Annotated in this window: 11 protein-coding genes; 8 read left to right on the forward strand and 3 right to left on the reverse strand. The window is 73.4% G+C overall.

The window, feature by feature from the left end; all coding sequences use genetic code 11:
* Nucleotides 1–2,061: hypothetical protein (locus K7C98_RS36525; RefSeq protein WP_224196506.1), on the forward strand; the 2,061-nt coding region annotated here is incomplete at its 5' end.
* Between the two features lie 392 nt (nt 2,062–2,453).
* On the opposite strand, the gene K7C98_RS36530 is transcribed toward K7C98_RS36525, so the two are convergent.
* Complete coding sequence (locus tag K7C98_RS36530; RefSeq protein WP_224196507.1) at nt 2,454–2,768, reverse strand: hypothetical protein; 315 nt, start codon at nt 2,766–2,768, stop codon at nt 2,454–2,456.
* A gap of 8 nt (nt 2,769–2,776) precedes the next feature.
* The gene (locus tag K7C98_RS36535) at nt 2,777–3,448 is read right to left on the reverse strand and encodes a hypothetical protein (protein ID WP_224196508.1); all 672 of its coding nucleotides are present in this window, start codon (nt 3,446–3,448) and stop codon (nt 2,777–2,779) included.
* A 351-nt stretch (nt 3,449–3,799) separates the two neighbouring features.
* Between K7C98_RS36535 and K7C98_RS36540 the strand changes: the two genes are divergently transcribed.
* Both K7C98_RS36540 and K7C98_RS36545 read left to right on the forward strand, forming a co-directional pair.
* The gene (locus K7C98_RS36540) at nt 3,800–5,398 is read left to right on the forward strand and encodes an ABC transporter substrate-binding protein (protein WP_224196509.1); all 1,599 of its coding nucleotides are present in this window, start codon (nt 3,800–3,802) and stop codon (nt 5,396–5,398) included.
* Nucleotides 5,399–5,573: 175 nt separating this feature from the next.
* Entirely contained in the window at nt 5,574–5,726 is a 153-nt protein-coding gene (locus K7C98_RS36545) for a hypothetical protein (protein ID WP_224196510.1), read from the forward strand.
* Nucleotides 5,727–5,774: 48 nt separating this feature from the next.
* Here K7C98_RS36545 and K7C98_RS36550 read toward each other — a convergent pair whose 3' ends face one another.
* Nucleotides 5,775–6,563 (reverse strand): hypothetical protein, encoded by a 789-nt coding sequence (locus tag K7C98_RS36550; RefSeq protein ID WP_224196511.1) that lies wholly within the window; start codon nt 6,561–6,563, stop codon nt 5,775–5,777.
* Nucleotides 6,564–6,730: 167 nt separating this feature from the next.
* Here K7C98_RS36550 and K7C98_RS36555 point away from each other — a divergent pair, with 167 nt between their 5' ends.
* The 5 genes from K7C98_RS36555 (at nt 6,731) to K7C98_RS36575 (ending at nt 13,376) form a co-directional block, all read left to right on the forward strand.
* On the forward strand, nt 6,731–7,633 hold the full coding sequence (locus tag K7C98_RS36555; RefSeq protein WP_224196512.1) for a YicC family protein: 903 nt from the start codon (nt 6,731–6,733) through the stop codon (nt 7,631–7,633).
* A complete protein-coding gene (gmk, locus tag K7C98_RS36560) occupies nt 7,623–8,279 on the forward strand; it encodes a guanylate kinase (protein ID WP_224196513.1) in 657 nt (218 codons plus the stop codon). The genes K7C98_RS36555 and gmk overlap by 11 nt, the downstream gene beginning before the upstream one ends.
* Complete coding sequence (locus K7C98_RS36565) at nt 8,276–10,591, forward strand: RelA/SpoT family protein (RefSeq protein WP_224196514.1); 2,316 nt, start codon at nt 8,276–8,278, stop codon at nt 10,589–10,591. Before gmk ends, K7C98_RS36565 begins: the two co-directional genes overlap by 4 nt.
* Before the next feature lie 111 nt (nt 10,592–10,702).
* On the forward strand, nt 10,703–10,879 hold the full coding sequence (locus K7C98_RS36570; protein ID WP_224196515.1) for a hypothetical protein: 177 nt from the start codon (nt 10,703–10,705) through the stop codon (nt 10,877–10,879).
* A gap of 376 nt (nt 10,880–11,255) precedes the next feature.
* The gene (locus K7C98_RS36575) at nt 11,256–13,376 is read left to right on the forward strand and encodes a serine/threonine protein kinase (protein ID WP_224196516.1); all 2,121 of its coding nucleotides are present in this window, start codon (nt 11,256–11,258) and stop codon (nt 13,374–13,376) included.
* Nucleotides 13,377–13,378: the final 2 nt, after the last annotated feature.

The raw sequence follows: 13,378 nt of genomic DNA on the forward strand, positions 1-13,378 counted from the left end.
GCCGTGAAGGACATGCTCTCTCGCGCAGCCTCGTGGCGGCCGCGGGCGCTGACGCTGGGGCTGGCCGCGGCGGCGATCGCCAGCGCGGCGCTGGTGCGCTTCGATCCGTGGGCGGGCGGGCCGGCGGCGCCGATGATCTACAGCGCACAGTCGGCGGCCCGGCGCGTGTTCCCCGGGCTGTCCGAGGCGGAGCAGGGGCGGGCGACGATCACCCTGGCGCCGGCCGGGCGGGCGGCGGTGACGCTCGCGCCGGCGGACAACGGGTTCCACGCGGTGTTCGCGGGCGAGCAGCCGCTCGGGCCGGCGGACGCGGAGGCGCTGACAGGGCTGTGGAGCTCGCTGCGGATGGCGACGACGCTGCGCGCGGTGGCCGAGGACAGCCCGCTGGGGCCGGTGCGCGGGGAGATCGCGGTCGAGGTCGAGGGCCGACGCGCGGCGGTGACGCTGCACGGCGACGCGAGCGACGGGGTCGGAGTCCTCGGCGTCATCGCCGGCGCAGGGGCGTGGGTGGTCGAGCCGGAGCTGGCAGCGGCGCTGAATCAGCCGACCTCGGCGTGGGTGTCGCGGCGGCTGCTGCCGATCGAGGCGAGCGAGGCGGCGGCGGTGCGGCTCGGTCCGCTCGAGCTGGCGCGCGGGGCCGACGGGCTGTGGCGGGTGGTGAGCGGGGCGTCGCCGCACCTGCTGTCCGAGCCGGCGGTGGCGCTGCGGCTGGATCGGGTGGTGGCGGCGGAGTTCGAGCCGGCGCCGGCGGAGGCGGCCCAGCTGTCCGTTGCGCCATGGCTCGATGTACAGGACCGATCGGGCAGGCGCTGGGAGGTCCGGCTCGGAGGGCCGTGCCCGGGCGAGCCGGAGCGCCGGGTGGCCGACCGCGGGGCGGGGGCGCGCGGGTGCGTGGACGCGGACATCGACGCGCCGTGGCCGATCGACGACCCCGACGGCGGGCTGGTGGAGCCGCAGCTGGCGCCCTACGCGTACGGGCGCGTGCTGGCGGTGCAACAGGAGGCGCCGGCGCGGCGGCGGCTGCGGCGGCTCGGCGGCGGCTGGGTGGTCGAGGAGGACGGGGCGCTGCACGAGGTGGCGGAGCCGGAGGTGTTCCGCTGGTGGACGACGCTGCAGCAGGCGCCGGTCGAGGTGCCGCCGCAGCCGCTCACGGGGTTCCGGCCGGAGGTCGACCTGACGGTGGAGACGGACAGCAGCCAGCACCTGCGCCTGCGCTGCGGGCCGGCCGAGGGGGCGCCGCTGGCGTGCCGGCGCGACGAGGCGCCGCCGCTGGTAGTGACGCGCCGCGAGCCGCTGGCGCTGGCGTTTTCCCGCGAGACGTTCGGCGAGCGCAAGCTGCTGTCCTTCGGGTCAGGTGAAGTGCGCGAGCTCGAGATCCTGCCGGGCCGCGGGAGCGACGGGGTGCGCCAGAGCGTGCGCCTCGACCTCGGGGTGTGGCGCCTGGACGCGCCGGTCCACCCGGACGGAGCGGCGGCCCTCGACGAGGTCCGACTCGAAGCGATGCTCGCGGCGCTGCAGTCGGCGCGCGCGGAGGCGTGGACGGATCGCCCGGTGACGGCGCCGCTGCGGACGATCCGCGCCGAGCGGACCGGCAGCGAGGCGGCGGCGCTCGAGCTGCACGCGGACTGCGTCGGCCACGTGCCGGGCCAGCCGCGCGCGGCCGTGCTGCCGCCGTCGACCTGCGGCGCGCTGGCCGACGACCTGCTCTACAACGATCCGCTGCGGTTCTGGCTCGGGCAGGCGCGGCGGGTGGAGCTGTCCTTGGGGACACGTACGGCGACGCTGGTGCGCGACGCGGTCGAGGACAGCGTGTGGTCGGGATCCGGCGATCCGGAGCTGCTGGCCGGGGTACCTGGCTGGGAGGCGTTCCGCTCGGCGAAGCTGACGCGCGGCGAGCCCCGCGGCGAGCCGGTGGTGGCGAAGATCCAGCGCCCGGGCGCGGCGGCGATCACGGTCGAGGTCGGGCCGACGAGCGACGGGGCGCCAGGATGGGTCCGCCTGCGCGGGCAAGACTGGTTCTACGCAGGCGGGCCGCCCGCGGCGCCGGATGAGTCGCCGTGATGGGCGAGCGCCGCGGCGCTCGCCGAACGGCCGGGATGTGCTCCGCGACGAGGGCGTCGGAGACGACGACCGGGCCACGAGGGCCGAGGCGGCGCGGGAGCGATCGAGCTGCCGCGATGTCACGGCGACGAGGGCGTGCGACACGGCGACCGGGCCACGAGGGCCGGCGCGGGAGCGATCGAGCTGCCCGCGATGTCACCGCGGCGCGAGCGTGAGAGCTCGGCGGCCGCGAGCAGGTGGATCGCTGCTCACAGGTCGCAGGCGGGCAGCGCCTTGCGACGGAGACATGTCCGATCAGGCATGTCCTCGAGGACTGAAACGGCGAAGGCCGCGGAGGCGCCGGGTGGGCGCCTTCGCGGCCTGTGCGAGGGGTGCAGGGCGTCCGGGTCCGCTCAGGGGCGGAGGTCGGCGTCGGTGCACTCCTTGTCCTCGGGCATCGTGCAGACCTTGGAGTAGTCGAGGCGGAACACGCCGCCGATCTCCTTGCACTCCTGCTGCGCGGCGCAGTCGTAGAACTCCTTGCACTCGGGGTCGACGTTGTTGCAGAGGTCGTAGTTGGCCGGCTCCTCTTCGTTGCCGTTCATCCCCTCGCAGGCGTCGCGGGTCTCCTTGAAGTTCTCGCACGACTCGACCTCGGGCGCGGTGCAGGCGCCGAGAGCGAAGGCGAGGCCGAAGGTGAAGATCGAGGACAGGAAGATCTTGTGCATGGCGAGCCTCACTTGCCCTTCTTCGCGCCCTTGTTGACCTTCTCGACCAGCTTGCGCTGCTCCTCCTCGACCCGCAGCAGCTCGATCGGGTGCCAGGCGGCCGCCTTCGGCGCGATCCAGCCCTCGGTGCCGGTGGTCGGGTCGATCGCCTTGTAATAGGTGAAGTCGAGCAGACCGCGGGCGTCGGCGAAGCCTTGATCCGAGAAGCGCTTGAACTTGCCCTTGAAGGTGTACTGCTTGCCCTTCTCGAACACGACGTCGGGGACCTTCTCCCACCGCTTGGCGTCGTAGTCGGGGATCGTGAAGCGGTAGCCGACGACCATCATCGCCCGCTTCTTGCCCTTCTCGTCGGCCTTGTCCGTGATCCAGATGTGCGGCTGCTTGCCGACCGGGCACTTCTCGCCCGCGGGACACACCGGCGGCTCGTAGATGTCCTGGACGAAGCCCTTGAGCTCGATCTCCTGGCCGGCGTCGCCGACCTTGACGTTCTCCTCGAGGTCCTTCCGAAGGCCGTAGATCGACCAGGCGCCGTCCTCCCACTTCTCCGCAACTTTGCCTTCATCGAAGTCGGGCGGCGGGGGGAGTTCGAACTTGACGTTGTCCGCCGCCGATGGTCCCTCGTCCTCCTGGGACTTCTTGACCTTGGGGGCCGGCTCGCCTCCGCAGCCCCATGGAGCCATGCAGAGTGCGGTCGTGATCAGGAGCGTAGAAGCAGAGCGCATCATCGGGAGCGTCGTCCTCCGAGCCTTCCCGCGGGGGAAGACCGACGATCTGGCTGTATCACGCGCACGCGCGTAGTTTCAAGTGCTCGGGCCGTTTGGTAGACGATGGGGGTGCAGACGCGGAGCGACGCCCGGGCGCGACTGGCGGCCCTTCTCCCGGTCCCCCGCCGGAGACCACGAGGGCCGGTCGGGCCGGCGATCCGGCGATCGCTGGCCGGAGCGTCCCTCGCGCTCGCGTGCGCCTGCGGCAGCGCGCCGGCAGAGGTCGTGCCCGCCGAGGGTCCGAGCGAAGTCCGCCCGCAAACCCCGGTGATCTCGCCGTCCGCGGAGGATACGGTGGTGGTCGCGGTGCGCCGCCTGCCGGCGAGCCTGGACCCGTTCTCGGAGCTCGATCCGTGGGGCCAGCGCGTGGTCGACGACTTGCTGTTCGAGGGCCTGGTCCGACGCCAGGGGGACCGGGCCCCCTGGGTCGAGATGGCGCTCGCCGACCGCTGCGAGGTCGATCGCGACCCCGCGAGCCGTGGCGTGGTGTGCCGCCTGCGTGAGGGCGCGCAGTTCCACGACGGCTCGCCGGTGACGCGCGAGGACGCGCTCCTCAGCGTCGGCCAGTGGTTGGGCACGCGCGGGCAAGGGCTCCGCCAGCGCCACGGGCTCGACGGGCTGCGCGCGGTGATGCCGGCGGACGGACCGCCGAATGGCCCGAAGGACAGCTCGAGTCGGTGGCTGCGGCTGGTGTTCGAGCACGACGACCCACTCGCGCTCGAGAAGATCGCGGCGATCAAGATCGTGCCGCGCGGGCGGGTGGCCCGGCCCGACCATCCGATCGGCTCGGGGCCGTTCCGCTTCGTCGCCGGCGACGACGTCCACCTGATGCTCGAGCGCACGAGCAAGGCGCCGGGGCTGGCCGGGCGCGTGGTGCTGCGCGCGATCGACGACGGGGCGGCGGCGCTGACGGCCCTGCGCCGCGCGGAGGTCCACGTGCTCGCCGAGGTCGCGCCGATCCACGTGCCGAAGGAGCTCTCGAAGCCGGCGATGGCGGCCCGCTTCTCGGCGTACCTGGTCAGCCCGGCGCGCTTCGATCTGCTCCTCTTTAACCTGCGGGAAGGCCCGCAGTCGGGGCCGCGCATGCGGGCGGCGCTCGAGCTGGCGGCGCCGCGCGGCGAGCTGGCGCTGCAGGTCTACGGCCTGTCGGGGCTGCCGGTGACGGCGCCGGTCGACCTGCACGCGCCGGCGCCGATCGACCTGGTGGCGCTCGCCGAGGGCCGCGACGCCGAGGCGGGGCTCGGACCGCTGGCGGCGCCGCCCTCGGTGACGGCCGATGCGAGCGGCCGCGCGGCCGCGGACGCGCTCCTGAACGAGCTCGGGTGGGTCCACGAGCGCGGCGTGCGGCGGCGCCAGGGGGCGTTGCTGCGCCTGCCGCTGACGTGGGACGCGAGCCCGGGCCTGGCGACGGGGGTCGCCCGCGCGCTGCGGGGGGCGTGGAAGCTGCTCGGGGTGCAGGCGCCGAGCGTGACGGCGAGCTGGCCTTATGTACAGGCGAACCTGCTGCGCACCGGCAAGTTCAGCGTGGCCCTGGCCCGCCTGGCGTCGGGCAGCGACGTCGACCTGTACCCGTGGTTCCACAGCCGCGGCGCGCACAACCTGACCGGGGTGGCCGACCAGACGCTCGACGCGGCGATCGACACCTACCGCTCGGCGCTCACGCGTGCGGACCGCGACCGCGCGAAGCAGGCGATCGCCACGCGGCTCGCGGAGCTGCGGCCGGCGATCGTGCTGCACGCGCCGCTGGCGGTGACGCTGCTGGCGCGCACGCTGACGGGGGTGGTGTTCGTCGACGACCTGCCGCGCCTCGACCGCCTCGGCTTCATGCCCGGTCGCCAGGACGACTCGTGGATCCGCGAGCCGTGAGCGCCACGCTCGCGGCGTGACTCGAGATCCGCGGACGCGGATCTCGAGGGGCGCGTCGGGACCGCGAATTGCCGGCCAATTCGCGCTCCTGCATCCGTTTCACGCCGAATTGCCGAATTGTTGAGGCGGGTGCGACACGCTGCTACTAGCGGGTCAACACGAGGAGCGCAAGCAAATGGCGACCTGGATCCTGTTCCTTCACCTCCTGTTCCCGACCGCCCCGAACGCCGGCGCCGCCCAGCACGACGACGAGGCCGGCCCGCGCTACCGCGGGATCGAGAAGATGTTCGCCCGCTTCGAGCGCGAGGCCGAGCAGACCGCGCGTTGATGGCCTTTGCGACATGCTCGATGGGGCATGTCCGCCGGTGAATGTCGTTTAGAACCTGTACAAAAGACCAGCTGACCCGAGCAGGTGGGTCTGGTGGCGCGGCAGCGGGGCCTGGCGCAGCGCGGCGCTCTCGCCGGCGAACAGCGGGCCGGTGGCGCGGGTGCGCGCGAGGTCGGTGATGACGCCGTAGCCGCGCAGCGAGAAGGTCAGGGCGATCCGGCCGAGCAGCAGCTCGAGGTCGGCGCCGACCCGGACGGTGAACGCGCCGACGATCTGGGCGCCCGTCCGCCCGCCCTCCAGCTCGTAGCGGATGGCGTGCGCGAGGCCGCCGACGCCGGCGTCGAGGGCGAAGTGGCCGATGTCGCCGCGGGCGAGGAAGAGCAGGGCGCCGAACTCGGCGAGCACGAGATCCTGCGAGATGAGGTCGTTCTCGCTGCGGTAGCGCACGGAGCCGGAGCGCACGGCGATCTCGAGGGCGATCGGCGGACGAACGCGGACGCGCCCGAGCGCGCCGACGCCGCCGGCCGCGACCGAGTTGCCGAGGTAGCGCGGGTCGAGATCGACGACCCGCGGGCGCAACGGCGGGATCTGCATGCCGACGCCCTCGATGCCGAGCGCCCATCGCCGCACCGGATCGCGCTCGCTGAGCCGCGGATACGGCGGACGCGACGGAGCAGGCGCCGGGGCGGCGGGGGCCGCGGACGTCACGACGGGGCCCTCCGCAGGGCCGCCCGGATCCGGCGACGCATTCGGACCGGCGGCGCGAGCCGGGAGCGCGAGGCCCCCGACGAGGAGGGACAGCAGGGCCCACGGGGGGATCTCGCGAGCTCGGACCATGCGCCGGCAGGAGCATAGGCGCTCGGGCGCCCCCCGCGGTAGCCCCCTGCGCGGGCCTGTCGGCGATCCGCGGCACACCGACGCGTCGGTGGGCGCCGCCCCGGCGCTCCCACAACTTGCGGCGGGGGCCGCGGAGGCGATAGTGAGCAGAGGTGCCGCTTCGCAGCATGACAGGGTTCGGCGCGACGAGCTGTGTCACCGAGATCGCCGGACAACCGATGCGGCTCGGGGTCGAGCTCCGCTCCGTCAACCAGCGCTTCCTCGAGGTGAAGATCCGCCAGCCGTTCGGCGCGGCGGCCGAACACGCGCTGCGACGCAAGATCGAGGCGCGGCTGCGACGCGGCCGCGTCGATGTCTACGTGCACCTGCAAGCGGCGCTCGGGGCCGCGGCGCTCGGACCCGCGGAGCTCGAGCGGGTCGCCGAGGTCCTGACTCAGGCGCGGCAGATCGAGGTCCACGCGCAGCACCTCGGCAGCGGGGCGCTGGCGCCGTTCACCGCGCTCGACGTGCTGCGTCTGCTCGCGGCCCGCAGCGTCGGCGCGGGCGAGGCCCCGACCAGCGCGCCGGCCGAGCTCGACGGGCTCGTCGACCTCGCGCTCGACGCCCTGTGTTCCATGCGCGAGCAGGAGGGCGCGGCCCTCGAGGCGGCGCTGCGCGAGCTCGCGGGCGCGCTGCAAGGCCACGCGGCGGCGCTGCAGTCGGCGCGCGCCGGCGAGTCCGAGCGCCTGTTGACGCGCCTGCGCGAGCGGGTGAGCGCGCTGTGTGAGAAGGCCGGCGTGAGTCCGCCGGCGCCGGAGCGGGTCGCCCAGGAGGTTGCCGCGCTGGTCCAGCGCGGGGACATTGAAGAGGAGCTCGCGCGGATCGACAGCCACCTCGGCCAGCTCCGCGCCACGCTCGACGCCCCGGCCCAGGTCGGGCAGGGCAAGGTCCTGGATTTTCTGGCGCAAGAGCTGTTCCGCGAGCTGACCACGATCGGTAGCAAGATCACGAGCCACGCCGGCTCCGCGCTCGTCATCGCCGCCAAGGGAGATGTGGAACGCATCCGTGAGCAGGTACAGAATGTCGAGTGATTACAAAGGCTTGCTGCTTGTTGTTTCAAGTCCTTCTGGAGCCGGGAAGACGACCCTCTGCCGGCGCCTGAGGGAGGAGTTCCCGCAGATCCGGTTCAGCGTGTCGTACACCACGCGGCCGCCGCGCCCCGGCGAGGTCCACGGGCGCGAGTACTTCTTCGTCGACCGCGACGACTTCACGGCGATGGTCGCGCGCGACGAGTTCGCCGAGTACGCGCTGGTCCACGGCAACAACTACGGCACCTCGGCGGCGCTGGTCCGCGACGCGCTGGCGAGCGGCACCGACCTGCTGTTCGACATCGACTTCCAGGGCGGCCGCCAGCTGCGGCGCGCCTTCCCGCACGACGTGGTGCTGGTGTTCATCCTGCCGCCGTCGCTCGGCGAGCTGCAGCGCCGGCTCGAGGCGCGCAACACCGACGCGCCCGAGGTCATCGAGCGCCGCCTCCGGGTCGCCCGCGACGAGCTCAGTCACTACGGCGAGTACGACTACGTGATCGTCAACGACGACCTCGACCGCGCGTACGCGGCGCTGCGGGCGATCTACATCGCCGAGACGCAACGCTGCGCGCGCCAGCGCGGCGCCGCCGAGGCGGTGCTGTCGGGGCAACAGGTGCTGAGCATCGCCCGCGGCAAGGAGGGCGCGTGACCGACGTCGCCTGTGAACGGCCGGCCGAGCCGAGCGCCGCCACCCTGCTGGCCGAGCTGCGCGACCACGGCGTCGGCGACACGAGCCAGGTCGAGAAGGCGTTCGCGCTGGCGGAGCGCTGCCACGCCGGCCAGGTGCGCAAGAGCGGCGAGCCGTACCTGACCCACCCGCTGCGCGTCGCGGAGACGATCGCCCGCCTCGGCCTCGACACCAGCAGCGTGATCGCGGCGCTGCTGCACGACGCGGTCGAGGACAGCGACCTCTCGGTGTTCGACCTGACGGAGCAGTTCGGCGGCGAGATCGCGGGCATCGTCGACGGCGTCACCAAGCTCGGCAAGGTGCCGTACCTGTCGCGCCAGGAGCAGCAGGCGGAGAGCTTCCGCAAGATGCTCCTGGCGATGAGCCAGGACATCCGCGTGCTGCTGGTCAAGCTCGCCGACCGGCTCGACAACATGCGCACGCTCGAGCACATGCCCGGCGACAAGCGCCAGCGGATCGCCCGCGAGACGATGGAGATCTACGCGCCGCTGGCCAACCGGCTCGGGATTCAGTGGATCCGCACGGAGCTGCAGGACCTGTCCTTTCGTTACCTCGAGCCCGCGATCTACGACGGGGTGCAGAGCAAGATCGACGGGCTGTTCGCCGGCGCGCCGGAGTTCCTGGCCCGCGGCCTGGCCGAGCTGCAGGCGGCGTTCCTGCCGCCGGCCGGGGGCAACGCGCCGGCCCCGAGCGACCAGCCGGAGGACGAGCGCGTCGAGTGGCCCGAGCACCTGTTCGGGCGGGCCAGCGTGCGGGCCAGCGTGCGCCGGCCGTACCAGGTCTACCGGCTGTCCGAAGAGCAAGACGAGGGCGTCGATCAGGTCTCCGACCTGGTGACGTTCCACATCATCACCCGCGATCGCGCCGGCTGCTACGCGGCGCTCGGGGTGGTCCACGGCCGCTTCACGCCGGTGCCGGGCCGGTTCCGCGACTACATCGCGCTGCCGCGGCAGAACCATTACCAGGCGCTGCACACGGCGGTGATGGCCCACGGGGTGCGGCTGACGCTGCAGATCCGCAGCGAGGGCATGGACGACGTCGCCGAGAAGGGCATCGTCTCCGAGTGGCGCCGCGACCGCGCCGGCGCGAAGGGCTGGCAGAACCTGACCTGGCTCAAGAGCCTGATGGACTGGCAGGGCGAGGTGTCCGACCCGCACGAGTTCATCGCCGCGGTCAAGGCCGACCTGTTCGCCGACGAGGTGTTCGTGTTCACCCCGCAGGGCGACATCCACACGTTCCCGCGCGGGGCCACGCCGATCGACTTCGCGTTCGCCATCCACACCGACCTCGGCAACCACTGCTCGGCCGCGCGGATCAACGGCCACATGGTGCCGCTCCGCTACCAGCTGCGGCAGGGCGACACGATCGAGATCATCACCACGCCGAACCCGGCGGTGCGCAAGGAGTGGCTCAAGATGTGCCAGACCTCGCGCGCGCAGGCGCGGATCAAGCAGTACTTGCGGCAGCAGGAGCGCGGCCGCCTGCGCGCGCTGGGCCGCAGCCTGCTCGACTCGGAGCTGGCGGGGCGCGGGCGCAAGCTCGCCGAATTCGAGGCCCAGGGGGCGATGGCGAGCCGGATCGCCGAGATCGATCTGCCCAAGGATCTGCGCAGCGAGGACGGCCTGTACGAGGCGCTCGGGGCCGGGCAGGTGGCGCCCGCGGTGGTGGCCGACGCGCTGGCGCCGGTCCTCGACGAGGACGACAACCTGTTCAAGCGGGTGCTGCGGCGCATGTCGGGCAAGAAGCCGGGGCCGAAGCTGCCGGGCTTCGGTCGCCTGGCCCCGGGGCAAGGCGCGCCGGGTTCGCCGCTGCTGGTCACGCGCGAGCGCATCGAGGCCGGCAGCTCGGGGGCGCCGATGATCCAGCTGGCGGCGTGCTGCTCGCCGCTGCCGGGCGATCCGCTGATCGGCTACTTCGTGCCCGGCAAGGGCATCGCGGCCCACGTCGAGGGCTGTCCCGAGGCGCTCGGCCGGATCGCCGAGCGCCGCCTCCACCTCGCCTGGGAGTCGGGCCTGGAGATCGACGGGCCGGTCACGCTCGAGGTCCGAACCACCGACACCGTGGGCCTTTTGGCCGAGATGAGCCGGGCCTTCTCGCACCACGGCATCAACATCAAGCAGGCCAATTGCCGCGCGTACGACAGCGGCCGGCGCGCCATCAACACCTTCCAGACCACCGTCCGCAGCCTCAAGCAGCTGTCGTCGTTGATGGCGACGCTGCGCGACATCACCGGCGTGCTGGCGGTCGAGCGGGTGTTCTCACGCGCCGAGTGACGGCGGACCGGGCGGGCAGGGGCCGGTCGCCGGCGCGGGCCCCGGTGTGCGCGGTTGACAAGCCCGATAAGCCCGGTTATCCCTCCGCCTCCCGCAAACAGGACCTCCGCGATGGCTTCCTTCACCGTAGTCACCAAGCGCAAGCGCGCTCGTCGAAACAAGAACGCTGGCCACGCTCGCAAGATGAAGCTCGGCAAGCACAGCACCCTGTCCGCCGTCGAGCTCTTCGCGGCCCTCGGCGAGCCCGGCAAGCCGGCCCCCAAGAGCGCCGCGCCGGCCAAGCCCTGAGCACGCTTCGACCTTCCGGCCCGTCCCCGCGCGCGTGCGAGATCGCCGCGGTGGCGCCGCCGCTCGAGTTCCCTGGACGTCGCGGCCCGCGGCGCTGCTCCTCGATCTCCTCGATCGCGCGGGCGGATCCGCGACCGCGTCGGTCTCATGGGGTCATGGGGCGGGGTCGCACGGCCTCGCGGTTTTCGTCGCGAGGGAAACCATGCGAAGGTCGCCTCTGCGACCCGGCATCGGTCGCAGAAGCGCCGGGCGCCGGGCCCGCTGTGCGCTTGATCAACTACCTAGCAGCGCATAGTCTCGGAGCGCGACTTCCCCCCCTGCTGGAGAACCCATGACGACAGCGACGACCGGCGCGCCAACTCTCTCACCGGGAACAGTGATCGACGGGACATACACCCTCGGTGCGGTGGTGCGGGAGCGCGGCGGCAGCGTGAGCTACGAGGCGACGGACCTCAGCGGCGGTCGGGTGGAGGTCACCGTGTATGCGCCCGGGTGCTTCGTCTCCCCGGTGGCGCTCGAGCGCAGCCTACGAGAGCTGCGTCAGCTCGAGAAGGTCCAGTCGCCCCAGATCGTGCGGGTGTTCGACACCGGAAAGATGCCGCAGGGCGGTATCTACGAGGTGCACGAGCGCCTGGTCGGGGAGCCGCTGTCGGCCCGCGGGACCTTCGATCCGGCCGAGGTCGTCCAGATCGTCCATGACGTCGCGACCGCGCTGACGGCCGCGCAGAAGGTCGGCGTGGTGCATCGCAACCTCGGCGCCGACTCGATCCTGCGCAGCGGCCAGGACGTGCGCCTGTTCAACTTCGCGGTCGGCGACCCGCAGGGGGGCGTCAGCTTCGGCGCCCTCGACTGCATCGCGCCGGAGCAGGTCGAGGGCAAGAACATCGACGAGCGCACGCTGGTGTACAACCTCGCGGCGCTGACGTATCGCCTGCTCAAGGGCGAGTCGCTGTTCACGACCGAGGACACCGGCACCGCGTTGCTGCAGCACGCCGCCAGCCTCCCGGCGGAGAGCTCGATGCCGGCGCCGCTGTTCGCGGGCCTGGCGAAGGATCCCAAGGCGCGGCCGGCGCTGTCCAAGTTCCTCGGCGATCTTGGCGACATCGTCCGCGACTTCCTGCGCGACGAACGCGAGCACCGCGACACGGACGACCTTATGCAAGACCCCGACGCGCCCAACCCGGATCGCGCGGCCCCCGGCGGGCCGGCGGCTGCTCCCACCCCCGAACCCGTCGCTGTACCGGCCGCGCCGACCGCGCCGGCCGTCGCCCCCAAGCCGGCGATCGCCACCCCGCCGGCCGTCGGGCCCAAGATCGGCGCGCCCCCGCTGCTGGGGCCGCCGACGATCGGCAAGCCTCCGACCCTCGGCGCGCCCGGCGCGGCGCCGACGTTCGCGCCGCCCTCGGTGGCGCCGCCCTCGGTGGCCGCGCCGAACCTGTCCGCGCCCCCGGCGGCCGCGCCCAGCGCGTCCGGCGGCGCTGCGACCGGCACCAAGCCGCGCACGCGCGGCTGGACCATGTTCATGGAGGCCACCGACGGCGAGTCCGGCGGCGCTGGCGCTCCCGGCGTGCCGATGGGCGGCGCGCTCCCGGTGGCCGGCGCCCCGGTCGCCGCTCCGGCGCCCACGCCCGTGGTCGCCGCACCCGCGCCTGCGCCGGCGCAACCGGCCGCTGCGGCCGCTCCGGCGGCCGCCACCGGCGAGGTCAAGCCGAGCACGCGCGGCTGGACGATGATCATGGACGAGCCGTCGGAGGCCGACGCGGCGGCGCTGGCCGTCACCACGCCCGCGGCCGCCCAGGCCCCCGCGCCGGCGAGCCCGACGACGCGCGGCTGGACGATGCTCGAGGAGCTCAACGATTCGTTGCCCGGCGTGCCTCCGCCGGCGGCAGCGGCTCCTGCGCCCGCGCCCGCGCCTGCGCCCGAGAAGACACCGGAGCCGCCGGCCGGCGGCACGCCGAGCTCGCGCGGCTGGACCATGTTCATGGAGGCCGAGCTGCAGGGCAAGGACGAGACGAAGCCCGAGCCGGAGGCCACCGACCCCGAGTTCTACGGCGGCGAGGTCACCACCGACGCGGGCACCGTCGTCGCCTTCGCGCCGAGCGCCGAGGCCCCGCAGGCCCGCGTCCGCGCCGGCGAGCCGGCTGCCGATCTGTCCTCCGGGACAGAGGAGATGACGTCGTTCGGCTCGCGCTTCCGCGGCGCCGAGCCCGAGCCGCCGGCCCCCGCCGAGCCGGCCGCCTCGCAGCCGCCGCCCGATCTGCCCAGCTTCGCCGGCAACTCGAGCTTCGACTTCGGCGGCCTCACGCCCCCGGCCAAGCAGGCGCAGCCCGAGCCGGTCAAGAAGCCGGAGCCGGCCCCGCCGACCACTCCGCCCGAGTCGGTGTTCGCCACCGCCGAGGCGGTCGAGGGCGCCGGCGGCGGCTCGAAGGTGCTCATCATCGTCATCGTCGTGCTGGTGATCGCCGCGGTCGCCGTGCTCGCGCTGACGAGCAGCTGATC

Origin of the sequence: Nannocystis pusilla (assembly GCF_020073745.1) — a bacterium.
Classification (GTDB): domain Bacteria; phylum Myxococcota_A; class Polyangia; order Nannocystales; family Nannocystaceae; genus Nannocystis; species Nannocystis radixulma.

Bases quoted from the DNA above. Each gene is read 5' to 3' on its own strand.
- K7C98_RS36530 (WP_224196507.1), bottom strand. From the start codon at position 2,768: ATGCACAAGATCTTCCTGTCCTCGATCTTCACCTTCGGCCTCGCCTTC.
- K7C98_RS36550 (WP_224196511.1), bottom strand. From the start codon at position 6,563: ATGGTCCGAGCTCGCGAGATCCCCCCGTGGGCCCTGCTGTCCCTCCTC.
- K7C98_RS36570 (WP_224196515.1), top strand. From the start codon at position 10,703: ATGGCTTCCTTCACCGTAGTCACCAAGCGCAAGCGCGCTCGTCGAAAC.
- K7C98_RS36545 (WP_224196510.1), top strand. From the start codon at position 5,574: ATGGCGACCTGGATCCTGTTCCTTCACCTCCTGTTCCCGACCGCCCCG.
- K7C98_RS36555 (WP_224196512.1), top strand. From the start codon at position 6,731: ATGACAGGGTTCGGCGCGACGAGCTGTGTCACCGAGATCGCCGGACAA.
- K7C98_RS36535 (WP_224196508.1), bottom strand. From the start codon at position 3,448: ATGGCTCCATGGGGCTGCGGAGGCGAGCCGGCCCCCAAGGTCAAGAAG.
- gmk (WP_224196513.1), top strand. From the start codon at position 7,623: ATGTCGAGTGATTACAAAGGCTTGCTGCTTGTTGTTTCAAGTCCTTCT.